Here is a 21,103-nt window from a genome sequence, read left to right on the forward strand (position 1 = left end):
ACCGCGGCCCCGCGTACTTGAGGTTTACTGGTTTTATATAGCAGAAAATGCCGAGTCAAATACACCGCTGGATCAGGTCGTTATCGGCCAGTCTCTCAGCGGAGACTGTACGTCGCCGGTCGTTATTGGATTCATTGTGTGCCATGTGGGATTTCAGCCTGATGCGTTGGCAGCCCACTCGCGAAGCTCGTCGGGATTGCCCCGGGCCGCGATGCGTCCGGCTTTCTGGCTCAGTTGATAGTCGTACATGGGATCGTAATAGTCCTGCAGCAGCACCTGAATCCACTCGGCGTGACGGCTGACGTCGCCGCTTCGCTGCTGTTCGTCCAGGGCCTGAACCATCACGTCCCTCAGCGCCTGGTGGCGCTGGCCACCGAGGCGTTTGCGGATCCGGTCCAGGGCGCTGAGCAGGTAGTCTCGGAAATTCAGCCAGCCGGCCTCCTCGCCATCACGCTCGATAAAGGCGGCGAGCATGTCGGTGACGTAGTCCTGGCGGATGATGTCGACCCGCTCTTCGAGTGTGTTCTCCAGAATCAGCAGCGGTGCTTCGGCCATGCGGTCGCGCAGATTGTGGGGCAGGGCGCAGCGCCCCACCAGCCGACTCTCGTCTTCCAGGAAGACCGGGCCGCCAAACCGGTGTTTTGCCTTGAGCAGGGCGATCGCCACGCGGTTTTCAAAGTCGATCTGGCTGGGCTGCGGCGTCAATGTCCGGCCAAAGCTGGAACCCCGGTGATGGGCCATGCCTTCCAGGTCGACCGGATTGGGGGTGTCCAGCAGGACCCGGGTCTTGCCGGTTCCGGTGCGGCCGCTGATGATGTAGATCGGCAGCTCCGGTAGCAGGGCCTCCTGGGCGTCGATCAAAAAGCGCCGGAGGGCCTTGTAACCGCCCTTGACCAGCGGGAAGTCGACACCGGCATCGTGGATCCAGCGCTGGGTCAGCTGCGAACGCAGGCCGCCGCGGAAGCAGAACAGATACCCGTCCGGATGCTGCTGGGTGAACCGGATCCAGGACTCGATCCGCTGCTGCTTGATGTCGCCCTGCACCAGTTGATGGCCCAGTTCGATCGCGGACTGCTGACCGGCCTCCTTGTAGCGGATACCCACCCGGTGCCGCTCGTCGTCGTTCATCAGGGGCGCATTGATGGCGGTGGGAAAGGAGCCCTTGCTGAACTCCACCGGGGCTCGGACATCCATCAGCGGCGTGTCGTTGAGGAAGAGGTCGAGGTAATCCTGGGTGTCGGGTCTGGGCATTATTTCGGCAGTCTGGAAGTGGTGGGCGCAGTATAACGGATGGCCGGCCCCGTATCAGCCGGTTAGAATGCGGCATGCTCCAGACCCATGACCACCTCAACACGCGCATGCGCCGCACCCTGAGCCGGGGGCGCGTTGCGCTCACGGCCCCTGCCGGTTGTCCGGCCATCGACCTGTACCTGTTCGATCCCGCAGTGCTGGAAGGTCCGCTCAGTCACGATGAAGCCCAGGCCGTGGTGGCCGAACCGGCCTACTGGTCCTTCTGCTGGGCCAGTGGGCAGGTGCTGGCGCAATACATCCTGGCTCATCCGGAATCGGTCGCCGACCGGCGGGTGATCGATTTCGGGTCGGGATCGGGCATCGTGGCCATCGCTGCAGCCCGGGCGGGGGCCCGCCAGGTGGTGGCCTGCGACATCGATGACGATGCCTTGGCCGCGGTGATGGCCAATGCCGAAGCCAATGGCGTGCAGGTGGACTTGTGTGACGACTGGCACCGGCGCGGGGATGGATTCGACGTGGTCACCGCGGCGGATGTGCTGTACGACCCGGAGAACCGACCGTTGCTGTCGGCGTTTCGTGAGGCAGCGCCGCGGGTTCTGCTGGCGGATTCCCGGGTGAAGGATCTGGGGGACGATCACTACCTCCTGCAGACGGTGCATGAGGCCCGAACCTGGCCGGACCTGCACGAATTCGAGGAGTTCAATCGCGTGCGTATCTATCAGGCGCAAAGGTAGGCGTCGGCTTTGGGGTGGCGGTACAGGCATAAAAAAGGGCAACAAACGTTGCCCTTCGTCGGAACGGGTATTCGCATCCCTGCGCGCGTAGACACCCTGTCGCGTTTTGAAGTCCCTGGCCAACTCCGTGGCGCCGGCGTCCGAGCCAGCGATCCAGTAATTAGAGTCCCTTAAGCGTGAAGTCCCTTTGTTCCCTGCTTCCCCTCACAATCCTGTGAGGAACTTCTCCGTGTATCGTCCTTTCCCTGTCTTCCTGACAATTTAACTATATCAATCTGAATATGATTTTCGTGTGACGGTGTTCCTGTAGAAATGTGACGGTTGCGTCATGGAATCTGAATACCCTTAAATAACATTAAGATACAAATTTAAGGTTGGCGTTGTTGTACCACTCCCACAGCACAAAATCGCCATTTCTTACGTGGGTGTGCGATATTTCCTACGCGGATGCTGGAAGGTTTCCTACGAGGCAGCCGAAAGGCGGGCACCGGTAAAGCGCCAGAGGATGAGACCGGCGGCGATACCCAGGCTGTCGGCAAAGACATCCAGCAGCGACGTTTCCCGGTAAGGCAGGGGGAACTGGACAATCTCGATGAGCACCCCAAAACCCAGCATGGCCACGGCGACGTGCAGGGCTTTCATCTGCGGCCAGCCCAGGCGGGTGAGCAGGGTGACCTCGATGAAGGCCACCAGATGGTTGATCTTGTCCCAGCTGGAGACCTCGATCGGATGGTCCAGTTGCGCCGTGGCCAGCCACAGGATAACGGCCATCGACACGAACAGGGCAGCGCGCCACAGGCGGGTTTGATGGATCAGCGAGCGAAGCAGGTCGGTCATGGTGTGGATCGATGCTCCCGGGGTTGTGGCGGGTATGGTCAATGAGCCGGTCATGGTATGCTCTGCGCCCGAATTCCGCCAGGGGGCCCTGCATTCGCCAGAGGCTTCCGGCCGGAACTGCGCCAGGAAACCGGAGGAGACTGACATGCTTAAGGGCAATTTCTTTCAAGGCCTGGGCTGCCTGGGAGAGGGTTTCCGGCTGATCCGCCGGCCCGGCCTCCGGTTGTTCGTGATCATCCCGATCGTCCTCAACATCATCCTGTTTGCTGCCCTGTTCTATTTCATGGCCCACGGCTTCAGCGCCCTGATTGCCATGGCGATGGGCTGGCTGCCCGACTGGAACTGGCTGCAGTCCCTCGACTGGCTGTTCTGGCTGCTCTATGGCGTGGTCATCCTGCTGATGATGGCCTACGGCTTTGTGATCGTTGCCAACCTGATCGGTTCCCCGTTCTACGGCTATCTCGCCGAGTTGACCGAAAAGGAACTCACTGGCCAGGAAGTGACCGTCGACGGTGGCTGGGGGCAGATCATCAAGGACATTCCACGGGCACTCTGGCGCGAAGTCCAGAAGATCCTCTACTACCTGCCCCGGGCGGTCCTGTTGCTGGTCCTGGGGTTGGTGCCCGTCGTGAACCTGGTGTCGGCGGTCCTCTGGTTCCTGTTCAACAGCTGGATGATGGCGCTGCAGTATGTGGATTATCCGGCCGATAACCACCGGGTCAGCTTTGGCAACCTGCGTCGCATGCTGGCGGCCAAGCGCCTGTCGGCCATGGGCTTCGGTTTGCCGGTGGCGCTGGCCGCCATGGTCCCGGTGCTCAACCTCTTTGTCGTGCCCGCCGCGGTGTGCGGCGCGACGGCCTACTGGGTTCGCGAGCGTTCAGGCCAGGCCTGAACCCGCGCCCGGGCTCCCCTTTTTCCGTTCAAATCAGTTCTGCAAGGTGAATCAAAGCATGGAATTTGTCATTGGTCAGCGGTGGGTCAGTCACAGCGACGCCTCCCTGGGTCTGGGTATCGTCACGGATATCTCCGGCCGTCGGGTGACCCTCGGGTTCCCAGCGGTGGACGAGGAGCGGACCTACGCCACCGATAACGCGCCGTTGGCCCGGGTCAGCTACCAGCTGGGCGACACCATAGAGACGTTCGACGGCGAATCGCTCACCGTGCGGGCGGTGGAGGACATCGACGGCGTCCTCATGTATCACGCCGAAGATGCTGAGGGTGAGCTCCAACAGATCTCCGAGGTCAAGCTGGGTAGCCATGTGCGTTTTACCGACCCGCGCCAGCGCCTGTTCGCCGGTCGCTTCGATCGTAACGGGGCCTTCCGGCTGCGTATGGCCACGGTCGAGCACCAGGAGCGCCTGCGCCAGTCACCGGCCCGGGGCCTGATCGGCGCGCGCACCAGCCACCTGCCGCACCAGATCTATATTGCCGGCGAAGTGGCACGGCGTTACGCGCCGCGGGTGCTGCTGGCGGACGAAGTGGGTCTGGGCAAGACCATCGAGGCGGGTCTGATCCTGCATTCCCAGCTCCAGACCGGCCTGGCCCGCCGCGTGCTCATTGTGGTGCCGGACTCGCTGATCCATCAGTGGCTGGTGGAAATGCTGCGCCGTTTTAACCTGTCGTTTTCCATCGTCGATGGTTCCCACTACGAGCTGGACGACGCGGCCGACAAGATCCTGGCGATGCTGGGAGAGGCCTCGGACGAGGACGACGATGGGGACGGTGAAAACCCCTTCGAACAATCTCAACTGGTCCTGTGCAGTCTGGACTTCCTGGCCGGCAGCGAGAAAGCCCAGCGGGACGCCCTGCGAGCCGGATGGGATCTGATGGTGGTGGACGAGGCCCATCACCTGGCCTGGTCGCCGGAAGCGGCCAGCCCGGAATACCAGGCGGTGGAAAAACTGGCGGCCGAGATCCGCGGTCTCCTGTTGCTGACCGCGACACCAGAGCAGATGGGCCTGGCCGGCCACTTTGCCCGCTTGCGGCTGCTGGACCCGGCCCGCTATCCCGACCTGGCGGCCTTCGAGCAAGAGGAAGCGCGCTACGCGGATATCAATGCCCTGGTGCGGGATCTCCAGGCCCGTGGCGGTCAGCCGGATGCGCAGCAACGGGAGCAGCTCGCCAACTGGCTGGGTGACGAGCTGGACGGGCTGTTGGCTAAAGACGACAGCGGCGAGGCCCTGATCAACACCTTGCTGGACCGCCACGGCACCGGCCGCGTACTGTTCCGCAACACCCGCTCAGCCATCCAGGGCTTTCCGGAGCGTCGCGTGCATCCGGCGCCGTTACCCTGCCCGGATCTGTATGCCGAGCGCCGTGCTGGTGAAGACGGGATGGCGCCGGAAGCCGGGCTGGTGGAAGAGACCTGGCTGGCGGATGATCCCCGGGTGAACTGGCTGGAAAAAACGCTGACCGGCCTGCGTCCGGCCAAGGTGGTGGTGATTTGTGCCAACGCCGAGACCGCTACCGCGCTGGAGCATCACCTGCAACTGCGCGCCGGCATTCGCAGTGCCGCCTTCCACGAAGGCCTGAGCCTGGTGGAGCGGGACCGTGCCGCCGCCTACTTCACCGAGACGGAACAGGGTGCCCAGGCGCTGATCTGCTCCGAGATCGGCAGCGAAGGCCGCAACTTCCAGTTTGCCCATCACTTGGTGTTGTTCGACCTGCCGGCCAACCCGGATCTGCTGGAGCAGCGTATTGGTCGCCTGGATCGGATCGGGCAGGGGGATGTGATCGATATTCATGTGCCCTACCTGGAAGGCACGTCTCAGGAAACTCTGTTCCACTGGTATCACGACGGCCTCGATGCCCTGAGTCGCAACACCGCCGTGGGCGTGGCCGTGAAAGCCGAAGTACAGGCGCAACTGGACGCTGCGCTGGACAATCCGGAAGCCGATCGGCAGGCCCTGATCGATGCGACCCGCGAGCAGGCCGAGGCCTTGCGTGAGCGCCTGCAGGCCGGTCGGGACGCCCTGATCGAGATGAATTCCTGCCGCCCGGAAGCGGCCCAGACGCTGATCGAAGCGATCGAGACCGAAGAGCAGGCGTCCGGCCTGGTGGATTACATGACCGAGGCCTTCGATATCTTCGGCGTCGAGACCGAGGACCACACCGAAACATCGGACGTGCTCAAACCGTCCGACCATATGCTGACCGGCCACTTCCCGGGATTGCCGCAAGACGGTATCACCGTAACCTTCGACCGTCAGCAGGCCCTGGAGCGGGAAGACCTGGCGTTCCTGAGCTGGGAGCACCCCATGGTGGCCGGCGTGATGGAGCTGATGACCGATTCGGAGCTGGGGAACGCGGCGCTGGCGAGCCTGTCCGTGAAAGGGCTGCCGCCGGGTACGCTGCTGTTGGAGACCCTGTTCACCCTGCATTGCCCAGCGCCGGACAGCCTGCAGCTGTCCCGTTGCCTGCCGTTGGCGCCGCTGCGCCTGCTGGTGGACGTGAATGGCAAGGACCTGTCCGGCGCGCTACCCCATGATCGGCTCAACGAACTCTGTTCCAACATCCGCCGGCGCACGGCCCAGGCAGTGGTGCCGCAGGTGCGTGCCGAGGTCGAAACCATGATCGACCACGCCGAAGGCTTTGCCGCCGAGCGGCTGGGTGAGGTGCAGGCATCGGCGCTGCAGCGGCTGCGTGCACTGATTACCCCGGAAGTCGATCGCTTGCGGGCCCTGCAACCGATCAATCCGGCGATCCGTGACGAGGAGATCCAGTTCTTCGAAGCGCAGCTGGCGGCCGGCGAGGCGGCCATCGACAAGGCGCGCATGTCGCTGAGCGGCCTGCGGGTGATCGTGTCGTCGTAAGAGGTCGGAACGGTGCCTGGATCACGCCATCGGGGATTCGCCGAAAGGCGCATTGACAGATGGCGACTCAGTCACTGGCCGGGAGCCATCCATTGCGGTAGGTTAAACGTAGCATTAAGTGGATTGCCAAGGGCTGCCCGTGTGGCAGCCCAGTCATTTCAATAACATGGAAGACTGAGACCGCCTATGACGACTTTGATTCTAGTCCTGTTGTCCCTTGCCGGACTGCTTCTGGTATTACGCAAGGAGTCCGGTGCCAAGTCGGCGATTGGCGTGATGGCCGGGTTCGGCCTGGTGTCGCTGATTTTCGCCTCCGGCTGGCTGGCGCTGGTGCTGTTCGCCGGTGCCGTGATCACCGCCGCCTGTGGTCTGCCCGGTTTCCGCAGTGCCTGGCTGACCCCGCGTATTTTCGCCATGTTCAAGAAAGTGGCGCCCAAGGTGTCCGACACCGAGAAGGTGGCCCTGGAAGCGGGCAGCGTCGGCTGGGACGGTGAGCTGTTCACCGGTCGGCCGGACTGGCAGAAGCTGCTGATCGACCGCAACAACGGCCTGACTGACGAAGAGCAGGCGTTTATCGATAACCAGTGCGTACACGCCATCAGCCTCTGCAACGCCTGGGACGTGGCCGTCGAGCGGGCCGACCTGCCGCAGGAAGTGTGGGATTACCTGAAGAAGGAAGGGTTCTTCGGGATGATCATTCCCAAGGAATACGGCGGCCTGGAATTCTCCGCCAAGGCGCAGTCGGCTGTGCTGCAGCGTCTGGCGTCCAACGAGTCGCTGATGGTATCCGTCGGCGTGCCCAACTCCCTCGGCCCCGGCGAGTTGCTGCTCAAATACGGTACCGAAGAGCAGAAAAACCACTACCTGCCGCGTCTGGCGGATGGCCGTGACATTCCCTGCTTCGGTCTGACGGGGCCGCGGGCCGGTTCCGATGCCACCTCGCTGCCGGACACCGGCATCGTCTGCAAGGGCGAATTCGAGGGCAAGGAAGTCATCGGCCTGCGCCTGAATTTCGAGAAGCGCTGGATCACCCTGGCGCCGATCGCCACGGTCGTCGGTCTGGCGTTCCGCATGTTCGACCCGGATAACCTGCTGGGTGACCAGGAAGACCTGGGCATTACCTGCGCCCTGGTGCCCCGCGAAACCAAGGGCATGGAGATTGGTCGCCGCCATTGCCCGATCGGCTCCCCGTTCATGAACGGGCCGATCAAGGGTAAGGACGTCTTCATCCCGCTGGACTACATCATCGGTGGACCGGATATGGCCGGTGAAGGCTGGCGCATGCTGGTCGAGTGCCTTTCCGTGGGCCGCTGTATCACGCTGCCGTCAGGTGCGGCGGGCGCTGCGGCTGCGGCCGTGGGCACCGCTGGTGGCTTCACCCGCGTACGCCGTCAGTTCAATACGCCGGTGGCGGAAATGGAAGGCGTACAGGGCCCATTGGCGCGGATCGCCGGCCTGACCTACATCGCCCAGTCGTCGGTCTACCAGACGGCCAACATGGTGGACAAGGGCGAGAAGCCGGCCGTTCCGTCAGCCATCCTCAAGTACCACCTGACCGAAATGCAGCGCCAGTGCCTGACCGATGCCATGGACGTCCATGGCGGCAAGACGGTCACCTTGGGGCCGCGTAACTACCTGGGTATCGGCTACAGCGGTGCGGCGGTCTCCATCACCGTGGAAGGCGCCAACATCATGACCCGCAGCCTGATGATCTTTGGTCAGGGCGCTATCCGCTGCCATCCGTACGTGCTGGAAGAGCTGGCGGCGAAGGACAACGACGATGTCGACGCGTTCGACCGCGCCTTCTTCGGCCACGCCGGGCTGATCTTCGGCAATGCGGCGCGGGCCTTCACCCAGGGTCTGGGGCTGGGCCATCCGGATGTGCCGTTCGATGCCGTCACCCGGCGCTACGCCCAGGCCGTCTCGCGTTTCAGTGCCGCCTTTGGCCTGTGTGCCGATGCCGCCATGACCACGCTGGGTTCACAGCTCAAGATGCGCGAGCTGATTTCCGCCCGCCTGGGGGACATGCTGGCCAATCTGTACCTGGCTTCCATGGTGCTGAAGAACTGGAACGAAACCCAGCCGGTGGAGGGCGAGAAGGAACTGGTCCAGTACAGCCTGGGTCTGTTGTTGCACCGCACCGAGACCGCCCTGGACGAACTGCTCCAGAACCTGCCCAATCGGCCGGTGGCCTGGGCACTGCGGGCGCTGACACTGCCACTGGGCCGGCGCTGGGATATGCCGCATGACGACGTGTCACGGGCCCTGGCCAAATCCATTACCCTGGCGACGCCGCTGCGCGAGAAACTGCTGCGTCCGGCCTGGACCACCCACGTCGAGGGCGGAGTGGACAACCCGGTGGCGCAGTACAACGATCTGCTGGTCGAATACGAGCGTGCCGAGAAACTCTATCGCGCGGTGAACAAGGCATACGCCAAGGGCGAGCTGCCGCAGGAAGCGTTGCATCCGGAAGACCGTTTCGAGGCGGCCCTGAAGGCGGACATCCTGAGCCAGGAGGACGCGGAATTCATGCGTGATTACGAAGCCCGCGTACTGGAAATGCTCACGGTCGACGATTTCGCCTTCGATGCCTTTGCGCAGCAGAAGGACTCCATCGTCCGCCACGACGCGGCCTGATCCGATCCCTTCAGCCCCGCCCGATCCGGCGGGGCTTTTTCGTTACGGCGACGGAATCGCCGGACACCTCAGCCCAGCTCCCCGTATTCCACTTCCTTGCGAATGCAGAAAACGTGAATGCCTGCCTGTTTGACGTCCTCGATCAACTGGTCGCCGGTGGCGGAGTCCACCACGAACATGATTTCCACCGGCTGATCGGCCAGCTCGAAGAAATGCGCCGAATGCAGATGGCCGCCGGCGCCTAGCCCTTCACGGTCGATCCGTTTGGTCATCCGGGAGATGCCCCGTTTTTTGGCCATATCGGTGATCAGTTCGCAGACCCGCTTGTTGTTGTGGCGGCGGTTCTCCGGTGTGATGAAGATGATTTCGTAGCCTTTTTCCATGTTGCTCACCCCGCAGTTATCCAGCGAATGAAGAGGAACGTGCCCATACCGGCCAGCGTCATCAGCAGCGAGCCGCCCACGTGCATGGCAATGCCGCCCAGCGCCCACATGAAACGTCCGCCCTGTAACAGTGTCACCATTTCCGCGGAAAATGTGGAGAAGGTTGTGAGCGCGCCCATAAAGCCGGTGATGACGAACAGGCGCCACTCCGGAGACAGGTTCACGGCTTGCGAGAAGATCATGATCGACAGGCCGATCAGGTAGCCGCCCAGCAGGTTGGCGACCAGGGTGCCCAGCGGCACCGTTGGGAACAGGGCGTTGAGCTGTAAACCGAGAAACCATCGCAGGAGTGCGCCGCAGGCAGCCCCCGCGCTGATGGCAATGACCGACATCCACATGAAGACAGGCCTCACTTTGGTTGCGTTATACCGGGATTGCTGGCGCAAGGGAGCAGGCGAGGTGGTGCGCGAGGTATGTCGTGGGAACACGCCCGACCGGCGGGGCGCCCACAGTAAACGGGACGTGATGAATAGACATACCTGTATCGAACCGTACCCCAGGAGTGGATCACAGGCTCCTAAAGCGGACAGCGGTTTACAGGCATCATCAGCGACATCGCAAATTGAAAGGGGGCGAATGCAGCGGTTTTGGGCGGCGACGAGAGCGTATCCCACGCCGACCGATGGAGGAATGCCATCTCCTGTGACCTTAAGTTAATGAAAAAGCGCCGTTCGTGCAACGGTGACCCCGCGTGAAGCCCCTGCTGCAGCGGCGTTGGCGCGACCGCGCAGGCATGCGACTAACGTAGTTATACCTACAACGTAAATATCTGTTGGCAAACTTCAGGATCAGCGGTACAGTGACCCGGTAGGAAAGTTATAGCAAAGCGTTTCATAAATAAGACGTATCCCTCTGTAGTTAAGTAGTGCATCGTCCTGTTTTTGATTATGCGAATTGCGTTTCCGAATACCGCCTTGGAGAGTGAGTGTATAGACACCCGTTTTCCAGGCACTTATTGAATATTGAATACAGACAGGAACAGAGTTATGTCTACAGAGACCGGTACCGTTAAGTTCTTCAATGAAACCAAGGGCTTCGGCTTCATCACTCGTGAAAGCGGCCCGGACGTTTTCGTTCACTACAGCGCCATCCAGGGTTCAGGCTTCAAGACCCTGGCTGAAGGCCAGCAGGTCGAGTTCACTGTAACTCAGGGCCAGAAAGGTCCGCAGGCTGAGAACGTTACTCCGCTCTAAGCCGTATTAGTACGAGCGTTACGGCGGGTCACCAGACGCGCCGGACAATCGAGAAAGGGCAGCCTCCGGGCTGCCTTTTTTTGTGCCCGAGTTTTCGCTTCCAGCAGCTTGTCTTCGGAAAATACCCATCCCGTTCAGGTTGACGGATGCCGCTCCAATCACTGTGATAGGACAGGACGTCAAGGAGGCAGTTATGCACATTGTGGTTATCGGGGCCGGGGTTGTTGGAGTCACGACGGCCTGGGCCCTGCAGCAGCGGGGACATGAGGTTACGGTGATCGAGCGTCTTGAAGGGGTCGGCCAGGAAACCAGTAAAGGCAATGCCGGCCAGCGCTCCTATGGCGTGGTGTATCCCTGGGCGTCGGCGGCGATGGTGCGCAAGGCGCTGCCTTGGTTGCTGGACCGCCAGGGCCCGCTGAAAATGAGCATGCCGCCTTCCCTGAAGACCCTCCGCTTCCTGCTGGACACCCTGCGATTTGCCTATGCGCCGGGCGTTTTCGGCCTGAACAAGCGGGCCATGCTGCGCCTGGGTATTCACAGCCGAACCTGCTTCCAGGCGCTGGAAGAGGCGGTGGAGCTGTCGTTCGATGGGGATCATGCCGGCCTGTTGCACCTGGCCAGCTCACCATCGGCCATGACCGACTACGCGGATACCGCCGCCCTGCTGGCTGAACTGGGCATTGAGCACGCTCTACTGACCCCCGATCAGGTCCGTGACGTCGAGCCCGGCATGCGCGGTCCCGGTCCCCTCTTCGGCGCGCTGCAATACACCACCGACGGCACCGGCGACTGCCACCTGTTTTCACGGGCACTGGCCGAGGCCTGTGAGAAGCGCGGTGTGACTTTCCGGTTCAACACGTCGGTGCGGCGCCTGGTGGCCGACGACCGGCACGTCCATGCGGTGGAAGTGGCGGATGCCGGCGGCGCTGTGGAGCGTATCGAAACGGACGCGGTGGTCATGTCGGCGGGTTGTGCCTCGCCGGAACTGCTGCGGCCGCTGGGACTGCGCCTGCCGGTCTACCCGGTGAAAGGCTACTCGTTGACAGCGCCACTGATCGACCGCGAGCGGGCGCCGCGTTCCACGGTTCATGACGACAACTACAAGGTGGTGTCTACGCGCCTGGGAGACCGGCTTCGCGCGACCGGCTTTGTCGAACTGGCGGATTTCGACCGGCGGATTCACGAATCGCGGCTCGATACCATCAAGGCGTCGGTGGCGTCCCGTTTTCCGGGGGCGGCCGATATGGACCGGGCCAGCACCTGGACCGGTTTCCGGCCCATGACACCAGATGGCCCGCCGGCCATCGGCCGCGGCACCCGCGATAACCTCTACCTCAACACCGGTCACGGCACCTTCGGCTGGACCCTGTCCGCCGGCAGCGCCGATCTGATCGCGCAGGTGATTGACGGGGAGACGCCGTCGCTGGATCTGGATGCTTTCCGGCCTGGCCGCTTCGCCGAATAGCGAGCGGCCAGGTGGGGCCTCAGAGTTTCATGCAGTTAGCGTAGTAAGTGACGGTGGCGGGCCAGTCCGAAAAGATAGCCATGACGCCGACATCCCGCGCCAGCACGTCCAGCACGGTGTACATATCACCATCGTTATTGATGGCGTCATTCACGGACTGGTAATACCAGCCGCCGCCCTCGGCCAGCGGACCGCTTCGCTCCATGCTCCATGCGATCATGTCCAGACCGGCGGCTTTCGCGTGTCGGGCGTAGTCGGAGGGCACAATCTCACCATACGGGTCCAGATCGATCAGCTTCCAGATCGGCGGCGCCACAATGTTAACCCCCTGACTTTTCAGAGACTGCAAGTAGGCGAGGGACGTGACGTCCGGCTCGTTGGGACGCTGGTCGAGGAAGACGGCCTGTTGGCCGAACGCCGGCGCTTCCTGAATCCAGAACAGGATGTCCTCGAGCTGGAACGATTGCGGCCAGACATCGCGTGGATCGACGCCGGCATCGCGGTAATCCTGAATCATCTGCCGGGCGTAATCCTCCTGGGTGTAGTCGCCCTCGAACGGCATGTCCTCCACCGGGGCCTTGAGCTCCGGAGTAAACTTGACCCCCAGTGATTTGAACAGCGCGATACTCTCGCGATGGGTCATCAGCGTGCCTTCCGTGGCATAGAGATCGGTGCGCCAGCCCGGCGTTCCCTCGACGAATGCTTCGGGGGTGGTGGCTTGCGGGTTGTAACCGTCCATCTTGCCCTTGAGCTGTTTGAACTCGGCGAGCGTAATATCGCTGGTGCGGCATTCGGCCGAGGCCGGGGTACCGCTGGCGGGATCGGCCGGCACAAACGGCTGGGTGCATTTCGCATTCAGTTCGGGAAGGGTGACGATGTTGGTGGTGGTCGCCAGATCGTTCTGGGCGTGGCGGCACACCAGTTGGCGATCCTTGGTGAAGGCCACATCGCACTCAACAATGCCGGCACCCATGCGGGCCGCGGCGATGTAGGATTCGCGAGTATGCTCGGGAAACTGCAGCGGGGCGCCGCGGTGGCCGATGGAAAACGCCGTCCGCTTCACCGGCTTCTTTGAGCAGGCCTGAAGCCGACGTTTGAGAGGCCCGTTGTCCATGTGGTTGACCAGGAAATAGGGGCGAGGTCCCAACTGGATGTTGTCGTTGCCGTGGTGTGGATGGTGTCCGGGGTGGCCCCGGCCGGAACGGTCGTCGTGATCATGATCCCGCCAGTTGCCCGCCTGCAGGTCGGCACTGCCCAGGACGTTGAAGAGAATGGCCAATGACAGCAGCCACGGCCAATGTCGTACTGGTTTCATAGTAAGATCCTTTTACCATCAGAAGGGTGGGTTGCTGCTTCAGGCTGCCTGTGATCCGTGACAGGGCCGTGAAGGTAGGATGAAGCATGGCACCGTTTCAGCAGACCAAGGACCGTAGTCGATTCCATGAAAGCCCTGAAATCAGTCTGGATCATATTCTGGGGTATTGCCCTGACGCTGCTCCTGTTCCTGCCCATCGTCGTTGCGGCGTTGTTGGGACGGCGTGGCGATATGGCCTTCCACGGCACCCAGGTCTACGCATGGATCCTGCTCAGGATGACGGGCATGCGTCTGAAGGTGACCGGTCGCGAGCATATCGAAGCGGGCCGGCGCTACGTGATTCTCAGCAATCACGCGTCCTACCTGGACCCGCCGGCGCTGGTGCTGGCCCTGGGCATCCAGTATCGCTGGGTCATCAAGAAGGAGCTGCGCAAGGTGCCGCTGTTCGGTCTGGCGCTGGAAGCTTCCCGCAACCTGTTTATCGACCGGGCCAAAGGTAGCGATGCCATGCAAAGCATTCGCGAGGCGGTGGCGCAGCTGCCAGACGGTACCGGCGTGCTGCTGTTCCCGGAAGGCACTCGCAGCTGGGACGGCGAGCTGCTGCCATTCAAGAAGGGCGGTTTTGTGATTGCCAAGGACGGCCAGCTGCCGATCCTTCCGATCACCATCCGCGGCAGTCACGACCGGTTGCCCAAAGGCACCGGGGCGTTCACGCCGGGCGAGATCGAAGTGGTGATTCATCCGCCCATTCCCACCGAAGATCTTTCTCTGGAAGAGCTGATGGAAGAGACCCGGGACCGGATTGAAAGCCGTCTGCCGCTGCCTGAGAAGAAAGCCGAGCAGGTGCGTTACACTTGAACCCTGGCGCCCTGCAAACATTCACTGGCCATCATATGGAACAACGTCATGAAATTGATCGGTTCGACCACCTCGCCCTACGTACGCCGCACGCGCCTGTTGCTCGGTGACACCGACTACGAATTCGTCAACCTGGACATCTATGGCGAAGGTCGGGACGAACTGCGACGCAACAACCCGGCGCTGAAAATTCCCGTGCTGATCGACGGTGATCAGGAAGTGTTCGACTCCCGCGTGATTTCCCGCTACATCGCCGGAAAACGGGGGGATACGCCGCTGAGTTGGGAGCAGGAAAACCAGCTGACCCTGATCGACGCGATCAACGATTCGGCGGTCACATTGGTGCTGTCCATGAAGTCCGGCATCGATGTGGAACAGGATCTGATGTTCTACAACCTGCAGCGCGAGCGCATCATGATGTCCATGCGGACCCTGGCGGCCATGATTGACGCCGGCGAGTTCGAAGCCTGGCAATATCCGGCCATGTGTCTGTACAGCCTGGTGGACTGGCTGGAGTTTCGGGATGTGGTGGATTTCACCGGGGTGGAGAGTCTGCTGTCGTTCCGTGACCGCAACCGGGAGCGGCCCATGGTGGCGGATACCGATCCCCGAAGCTGATAGCATCGGGCTCCGGTTAGCCGGAGCCCGCGCCGTTTGGCCGTTTAACCGAACAGTCGGCGGTAGAAGGCAAGGGAGCCTTCCCAGGCATCCTGCGCCGCATCGGCGTCGTAGCCCACCGGGAAGCCGAATTTCTGCCCCTTGGCGGTGGCCCCCGGATTGGTGAAGCCGTGTTGGGCGCCTGGGTAATTGATCAGGTCGAAGCGCACGCCCGCTTCCTGCATTTCCTCGACGAACGCCGCCACCTGGGACGGTGGAATCATGGCATCGGCGCCGCCGGTATAGACCTGCAGATGGCCCTTGATGTCGCCCGGCTTGATGGCGATTTCGGTGCCCAGGTTGCCGTGGAAACTGACCACGCCTTTCAGGTCCAGTCCCAGGCGGGCCATGTTCAGCGATACCGCACCGCCGAAGCAGTAGCCCTGGGAGGCGATCCGCTCCGGATCCACACTGTCGTGGGCCTTCAGCACCTCCAGGGCGGCCCGGTAACGTTTCTCGAGTTCGCCCGGGGTGTCCTTGACCGCCAGCATCATGCTCTTTGCCTCGTCCGGCGTTTCAGCCTGCCGGGCTTCTCCATACATATCAACGGCGAAAGCGGTATAGCCTTCCTGCGCGAGTTTTTCTGCCTGTTCGCGGACAAAGTCGTTCAGTCCCCACCATTCATGAACCAGGAGGATGCCGGGGCGCGGGCTGCTCTGACTCTCGTCATAAGCGATGTGGCCGATGTAGCGCTGGCCGTCGATCGTGTACTCCAGTGCTTCGCTTTTCATAGGAACTCCTTGGTCGCGTGGCGATGAATGTCCGTCCACGGACACTAGACCGGTCGTCTATCGGCGTCAAAGGCCGGGATGAGGAAGGTCAGCCCGAAGGCCCGATTGTATAATCATTAACCGGTTTTCCGGGTTTGATCTATGCTGTGATGAGGGACGCTGAAGGCCGTTCCGGCTGCCGTCGAACAAGAAACGAGGAGAGGGCTATGCTTCTCAAACATGCTTTCGGTCTGTTCACCCATCCCGACAGCGAATGGGCTGAAATCCGCCGGGAACACGAAACACCCTGGCATGTGCTCTGGGCTTACGTGCTGGTCCTGGCCGCGATCGGGCCGATCTGTGCTTACATCTCCACGGCCATGTTTGGCTGGACCGTGGGCAATGAACGCCTGATCAAGCTCTCCAATATCAGTGCCGTACAACTCAGCGTACTGACCTATGTCGCGATGTTGGTGGGGGTGTTTGCGCTGGGCTGGATGATTGACTGGATGGCCACCACCTACGGCGCCAAGAGTGAGAACGACAAGTCCAATGGCATGGCGCTGGCGGCTTACGCGGCGACACCGATGTTCCTGGCCGGATTTGCGCTGCTCTACCCGGTGCCCTGGTTCAACGCCCTGGTGTTCCTGGCCGCGGCGGCCTATTCCGGTTACCTGTTATTCGACGGGTTACCGATCGTGATGGGTATCCCCAAGGAGCGGGCCATCGTCTACGCCGGCGCGGTGCTGACGGTTGCCCTCGTGATCCTGGTTACCACCCGCATCGGTTCGGTCCTGATCTGGAACTACGGCTTCGCGCCCCAGTTCATCGGTTGATCCAACCTCGCTACCCTGACCGGTCTGAGCCAGCCGTTCCCGGGTGGCCCTGGCGATGCGGATTTCCTGTTCGGTGTAGTGGCCGACCATCCGGGCCAGCCCGTCGGCCAGTTCGTCGAAGCTGATCGTCGGGTTGGGATCGGTCAGGTGGCGGACCACCGCGAAGATGCCGCCGTGGATCATGATGTAGCTCATGGTCGGGATGTTTCGGATCTGCAGGGTCTCGGGGTGATGCATCAGGTACTGGGTGACCAGGTCCGACAGCGCTTTCTGCAACGGCTCCAGATACATCTCGAAGTCCAGCGTCATGGCGTGCTGCACACAGTTGAGATAGCGCCCGTCGTTGTGCTGCAGGAACTCGCGGAAGGCCTGCAGCAGGGCTTTGACCGCCTCGTCTATCGGCATCCGAACAAGTCGGGGCACCTGGGGCTGGATCATCGCGACCGTGTCGGCCACGAAACGCTGGGACATCTCGCTGAAAATCGCTTCCTTGTTGTCGAAGTATTCGTACAGCGAACCGACGCCAACCCCGGCAATATCAGCGATCTGTCGCGTCGTGGTGGCCGCCGGGCCACTTTGGGCCATGGCGATGAAGCCGGCCTCGACGATGGCGTTGACGGTCGCCCTGGAACGTTCCTGTTGCGGTTTTCTCGCCATATTTTTTCCGAATTGAATCCGAACAAGTCTTCGCTTTAATTTCTCGTCAGGCTGGGCCGATCGATGGCCCTCACACTCAACCAGTTTAGGTGGCCCATGTTCGGAAGTCGTTTGCCCCAGAAACCGGACCGCCCGGTTTCTGCAGTCGTAACCGGTGCCGGTAGCGGAATCGGTCGGTCCTTTGCCCTGGAAATTGCCCGTCGTGGCGGAGCCGTCCTGTGTTCGGACATCAACGAAGCCAGCGCCCAGGCGACCGCTGAGGAGATTCGCGCTCTCGGGGGCGAGGCTCACGCGGTGGTCTGCGATGTCAGCAAGCTCAGCGCCGTACAGAAATTGGCGAAGGACGCCGAAGCGCTGCTGTCCGAGCCCGTCAGCCTGGTGATCAACAACGCCGGGGTCGGCGTCGGCGGGACGCCGGTAGGGGAAACCACCATGGCGGACTGGAAGTGGACGCTGGGGATCAATCTGTGGGGTGTTATCCACGGCTGCCACGTGTTTGCACCGAAGCTTCGGGAGCAGGGCTATGGTGGCATCATCAACGTCGCCTCTACAGCCAGCTATTCGGCGGCGCCGCTGATGGGGCCCTATAACGTGTCCAAGGCGGGCGCGCTGGCGCTGAGCGAGACGCTGTCGGCCGAGCTGGCCGGTACCGGCGTCAAGGTGACGGCGTTGTGCCCGACACTGGTCAAGACCAACATCGGTGACAATGGGCGCATCATCGGCGACACCTCCAGGCTGTTCCACCGGCTGATGGACCGTTTCGGCGTGTCCCCGGACAAGGTGGTGCGGATGACGCTGGATGCCCACCAGCGCGGTGATCTCTACGTCATGCCTCAGTTTGATGCCCGCCTGATCTGGCGGACCAAGCGATTTGTGCCGCGCAGTTACGCGATGGGTGTGGGGCTGGTCAATCGCTTTGGACTGAGTCGTATCCACTGACCGAGGTCGCGGCAAGCGGGGCCGGGCGCCCCCAGAAATAACCCTGCCCACAGAGTCCGGGGTAGCGCTTGAGCCATTGGGCCACCGCCTCGGATTCGACCCCTTCCACCACAATCCGTAATCCCAGGGCTTCGCCCAGTTCCACCGCGGCGTGGAAAATCCGCTGACGTACGGAATCCGTCGGTATGTCAGTGAGGAAGCTGCGGTCGATCTTGAGCTCGTCCAGGCTGAAGGTGGCCAGGGCGCTCAGTGAAGAATAGCCGGTGCCGAAGTCGTCCAGGGCGATGCGGAAGCCGGCGTGACTCAGTTTCTCCAGCATCTGCCGGGCCTGGTCCACATCCCGCATGACGGCGGTTTCAGTAATTTCCAGCATCAATCGCTGGGGCGACACGCGATGGCGGGCCAGGATCGCCAGGGCCTCGCTGTGGAAGTCGGTTCGGGCGAGATCCCGGGCGGAAATATTGACCGACACGGTGACCGGCGCCCCGCTTTGCTGTTCCAGGGCGGCCAGGTCCTGTGCCGCGCGCTCGATGGTCCAGAGCGTCACACCGTGAATGGCGCCCACCTGCTCGGCAAAGGGGATCCACTGGCCGGGGCTGATGGCGCCGTACTCCGGATGCTGCCAGCGAATCAGCGCTTCGTAGGCGAGCACCCGCTCATCGATGAGGCTGACCTTGGGCTGGTAGTGCAGCTGGATGCCACCCGTGCGCAGGGCGCGGTCCAGGTCGAGGATCAGGAAGTGCTGCAGGTTCTGCTTGCGCTCGGTGTAGGGGTCGTAGACGTTGATGGTCACGTCGGTGGACAGGGCGGCAAAGCCGGCCCGGGAGATCAGTTCACTGCCGCTGCCGCCGTGTTCCGGGGCGTAGGCCAGGCCCAGTCGCGCCATCCAGCTGAAGGCGTAGTGATCTTCGCTGAAGGCCTTTTCCAGCCAAGTGCGAATCTCGTTCCAGGGGATGCTGTCCACGTCGGTACGCAGGGCGATGACGTGATTGAAGGTGTCCACGGTGCCCAGCGGGTGGCCGCGGAACAGCACCAGCTGGCGGGGGAAAGCGGTCTCCAGGAACCGGCAGAGCCGGGTCAGGTATTTGCGCAGCAGGTTCTCGGCTTCCTGATAGCCTAGCGCCCGTTCGATTTCACCGTAGCGTTCCAGACGCAGCAGGCCGACCACAAAAGGTGCGTGTGACGCGGCGAGCTGGTCCAGGGTCTGCTCCACGACCGGCCGGTCCGGGCGACCGGTGACCCGGTGAGAGGCCATCAGCTGGTCGTAGTCCTGCTCCAGTCGGGCGCGCAGGCGCCGTTCTTCGACCACCTTGAGAGTCGCATCGAAACGCCGGCGTCGTTCTTCCACCAGGCGGTACCCGACGACCAGCGTGAGGAATACCGACGCGGCACCGGTCCCCAGGTAGAAACCGGAGCTGGTCAACGCATTGACCGGCATCCAGCCCACTGTCCGTGCCATGGCCGTCGCGGCGCCGGCCAACAGCAGGAGCAGGGCGATCGCGAGGTGACGCGCCGATACGCTGCTGGGCCAGCGCAGCAGCGACAGTCCCAGGACCAATACCAGGGTGGCGCTGCCGGCGATCAATACGGTTCCCTGGCCCAGCAGCGGCAGATGCAGCGGAGCCAGTAGGGCGAGCATCAGCATGACACCGTTGCCGGCCTGGCAGAGCCGTGCCGGGCGACCGGTCAGGTGCAGGAAATGTCGGGTAAAGCCCAGCAAGGCGGCGGCGCTGAGGGCCAGCATGGGCGTGAGCAGGTTGTTCAGGGCCGGCCACTCGGGCCAGACCAGCCAGAGACCGAATCCATCCACACACAATTGGCTGTAGAGAATGCTGGCCAACAGGCAGGTGAGCCAGGCGGCGGCCATGCTGCGCAGCGTGAGCAACAGGGCCAGATCGAACACCAGGGCAAAGAGCAGGACGCCATAGAGGACGGCTTTCCAGGCGATCACGTTGCCGGCCTGGCTCAATAGATGTTCGGGATGGGACAAGTGCAGGGGGAACAGGGTGGGGCCGGCGTTGATGACTTCAAAAAGGAGCGTGTTCTGGCTGTGCGGGGCCAGGCGTAGGGGCCAGATCAGCGATGGCAGCTCCACCAGGCGCTCGCCGAAGGGGAAACTGTCGCCCAGTGTCGGCAGGGTATGCGGCGGTTCGTGACCGACGATACGAACGGCCCGTACCTGATCCAGGGACGGCGCCTGCAGATCCAGGAGCAGGGGCATCGTATCGGCGGTGGGATTGTCGAGTGTCACTCGGAAGGTGGCGGGCCCGGACAGATAGCCCAGGCCGTTGTCGTTTGGTGCGAGCGTTTGCCAGCCGGCCTCGTTTTTCCAGGATTGCTCGGACAGGATTCGATCCAGGCTGGTCAGTCGGTAGCTCACGTGTGACTGGCCCGGCTCAAGGGCGGCGGTAGGCAGCAGCGGGGGGAGCAGGCGGCTGTCCGCACCCGGGTCGAAGGCCGGCGTCAGGTTGAGAAGATAACCATAAATGCCGAGGGCCAGAAACAGCGCCAGCGGAAACCACATCCAGTATCGGCCACGAGGCGCGTGCGGATCAGCCATGGCGGCCTCGCATGATGTTGGGGTGCTTCCGTTCCGGCATGGGCCCTTCCTGGACAAGGCTGTCCAACCTATCGTCACCGGTTACATTTCACTTACACACGGTAAAGTTATGTAACATGCTGAATTTGCGCACATTTTACTCCATTTGAAGATTTTTTGCATTTCATCTTTTGGTGATTTGAGGTCGGCGCCACAGATC

General features: G+C 62.3%; 17 protein-coding genes, 1 pseudogene and 1 riboswitch. Of the genes and pseudogenes, 10 read left to right on the forward strand and 8 right to left on the reverse strand.

The annotated features are described in order from the left end of the window. Window positions 1–153 precede the first annotated feature (153 nt). A complete protein-coding gene (gene mnmH / locus J3364_RS11350) occupies window positions 154–1,254 on the reverse strand; it encodes a tRNA 2-selenouridine(34) synthase MnmH (protein WP_349558591.1) in 1,101 nt (366 codons plus the stop codon). 71 nt (window positions 1,255–1,325) lie between these two features. On the opposite strand from mnmH, the gene J3364_RS11355 reads away from it, so the two are divergent. Further along, complete coding sequence (locus J3364_RS11355) at window positions 1,326–1,985, forward strand: class I SAM-dependent methyltransferase (protein WP_349558461.1); 660 nt, start codon at window positions 1,326–1,328, stop codon at window positions 1,983–1,985. 462 nt (window positions 1,986–2,447) lie between these two features. Here the strand turns inward: J3364_RS11355 and J3364_RS11360 are convergent, their stop codons facing one another. Then, window positions 2,448–2,876 (reverse strand): VanZ family protein, encoded by a 429-nt coding sequence (locus tag J3364_RS11360; RefSeq protein ID WP_349558462.1) that lies wholly within the window; start codon window positions 2,874–2,876, stop codon window positions 2,448–2,450. Window positions 2,877–2,967: 91 nt separating this feature from the next. Between J3364_RS11360 and cysZ the strand changes: the two genes are divergently transcribed. The 3 genes from cysZ to J3364_RS11375 all read left to right on the forward strand — a co-directional run bounded on the left by cysZ (window position 2,968) and on the right by J3364_RS11375 (window position 9,271). After that, the gene (gene cysZ, locus J3364_RS11365) at window positions 2,968–3,714 is read left to right on the forward strand and encodes a sulfate transporter CysZ (RefSeq protein WP_349558463.1); all 747 of its coding nucleotides are present in this window, start codon (window positions 2,968–2,970) and stop codon (window positions 3,712–3,714) included. Between the two features lie 58 nt (window positions 3,715–3,772). Then, window positions 3,773–6,634, forward strand: a complete 2,862-nt coding sequence (gene rapA / locus J3364_RS11370; protein WP_349558464.1) for an RNA polymerase-associated protein RapA — start codon at window positions 3,773–3,775, stop codon at window positions 6,632–6,634. A gap of 186 nt (window positions 6,635–6,820) precedes the next feature. Then, window positions 6,821–9,271 carry an acyl-CoA dehydrogenase gene (locus tag J3364_RS11375; protein WP_349558465.1) on the forward strand — a complete coding sequence of 817 codons (2,451 nt, stop codon included), beginning with the start codon at window positions 6,821–6,823 and terminating at the stop codon, window positions 9,269–9,271. A 68-nt stretch (window positions 9,272–9,339) separates the two neighbouring features. On the opposite strand, the gene J3364_RS11380 is transcribed toward J3364_RS11375, so the two are convergent. Continuing rightward, window positions 9,340–9,654: a DUF190 domain-containing protein gene (locus tag J3364_RS11380; RefSeq protein WP_349558466.1), complete on the reverse strand. Its 315-nt coding sequence runs from the start codon at window positions 9,652–9,654 to the stop codon at window positions 9,340–9,342. A 5-nt stretch (window positions 9,655–9,659) separates the two neighbouring features. Then, a complete protein-coding gene (crcB, locus tag J3364_RS11385) occupies window positions 9,660–10,052 on the reverse strand; it encodes a fluoride efflux transporter CrcB (protein WP_349558467.1) in 393 nt (130 codons plus the stop codon). Window positions 10,053–10,244: 192 nt separating this feature from the next. Beyond that, window positions 10,245–10,364: riboswitch (Fluoride riboswitch) on the reverse strand. 336 nt (window positions 10,365–10,700) lie between these two features. Between crcB and J3364_RS11390 the strand changes: the two genes are divergently transcribed. Further along, a complete protein-coding gene (locus J3364_RS11390; protein ID WP_123634704.1) occupies window positions 10,701–10,907 on the forward strand; it encodes a cold-shock protein in 207 nt (68 codons plus the stop codon). Between the two features lie 193 nt (window positions 10,908–11,100). Continuing rightward, complete coding sequence (locus J3364_RS11395; protein WP_349558468.1) at window positions 11,101–12,372, forward strand: D-amino acid dehydrogenase; 1,272 nt, start codon at window positions 11,101–11,103, stop codon at window positions 12,370–12,372. Between the two features lie 19 nt (window positions 12,373–12,391). On the opposite strand, the gene J3364_RS11400 is transcribed toward J3364_RS11395, so the two are convergent. Beyond that, complete coding sequence (locus J3364_RS11400) at window positions 12,392–13,687, reverse strand: glycerophosphodiester phosphodiesterase family protein (protein WP_349558469.1); 1,296 nt, start codon at window positions 13,685–13,687, stop codon at window positions 12,392–12,394. 126 nt (window positions 13,688–13,813) lie between these two features. Here J3364_RS11400 and J3364_RS11405 point away from each other — a divergent pair, with 126 nt between their 5' ends. Both J3364_RS11405 and J3364_RS11410 read left to right on the forward strand, forming a co-directional pair. Beyond that, complete coding sequence (locus tag J3364_RS11405) at window positions 13,814–14,545, forward strand: lysophospholipid acyltransferase family protein (protein WP_349558470.1); 732 nt, start codon at window positions 13,814–13,816, stop codon at window positions 14,543–14,545. Window positions 14,546–14,593: 48 nt separating this feature from the next. Further along, entirely contained in the window at window positions 14,594–15,163 is a 570-nt protein-coding gene (locus tag J3364_RS11410) for a glutathione S-transferase family protein (RefSeq protein ID WP_349558471.1), read from the forward strand. A 44-nt stretch (window positions 15,164–15,207) separates the two neighbouring features. On the opposite strand, the gene J3364_RS11415 is transcribed toward J3364_RS11410, so the two are convergent. Beyond that, window positions 15,208–15,933: a dienelactone hydrolase family protein gene (locus J3364_RS11415; RefSeq protein WP_349558472.1), complete on the reverse strand. Its 726-nt coding sequence runs from the start codon at window positions 15,931–15,933 to the stop codon at window positions 15,208–15,210. A 206-nt stretch (window positions 15,934–16,139) separates the two neighbouring features. Here J3364_RS11415 and J3364_RS11420 point away from each other — a divergent pair, with 206 nt between their 5' ends. Beyond that, window positions 16,140–16,748, forward strand: a complete 609-nt coding sequence (locus J3364_RS11420; protein ID WP_349558473.1) for a Yip1 family protein — start codon at window positions 16,140–16,142, stop codon at window positions 16,746–16,748. Window positions 16,749–17,228: 480 nt separating this feature from the next. Here the strand turns inward: J3364_RS11420 and J3364_RS11425 are convergent. Beyond that, window positions 17,229–17,405 (reverse strand): annotated as a pseudogene (locus tag J3364_RS11425) (TetR/AcrR family transcriptional regulator); the annotation flags it as partial. 96 nt (window positions 17,406–17,501) lie between these two features. Here J3364_RS11425 and J3364_RS11430 point away from each other — a divergent pair. After that, a complete protein-coding gene (locus J3364_RS11430; protein ID WP_349558474.1) occupies window positions 17,502–18,344 on the forward strand; it encodes an SDR family NAD(P)-dependent oxidoreductase in 843 nt (280 codons plus the stop codon). Here J3364_RS11430 and J3364_RS11435 read toward each other — a convergent pair. After that, window positions 18,313–20,904 (reverse strand): EAL domain-containing protein, encoded by a 2,592-nt coding sequence (locus tag J3364_RS11435; protein WP_349558475.1) that lies wholly within the window; start codon window positions 20,902–20,904, stop codon window positions 18,313–18,315. The genes J3364_RS11430 and J3364_RS11435 overlap by 32 nt on opposite strands. Window positions 20,905–21,103 lie beyond the last annotated feature (199 nt).

It is taken from the genome of Marinobacter sp. NFXS9, assembly GCF_040148665.1.
Classification (GTDB): Bacteria; Pseudomonadota; Gammaproteobacteria; order Pseudomonadales; family Oleiphilaceae; genus Marinobacter_A; species Marinobacter_A mangrovi.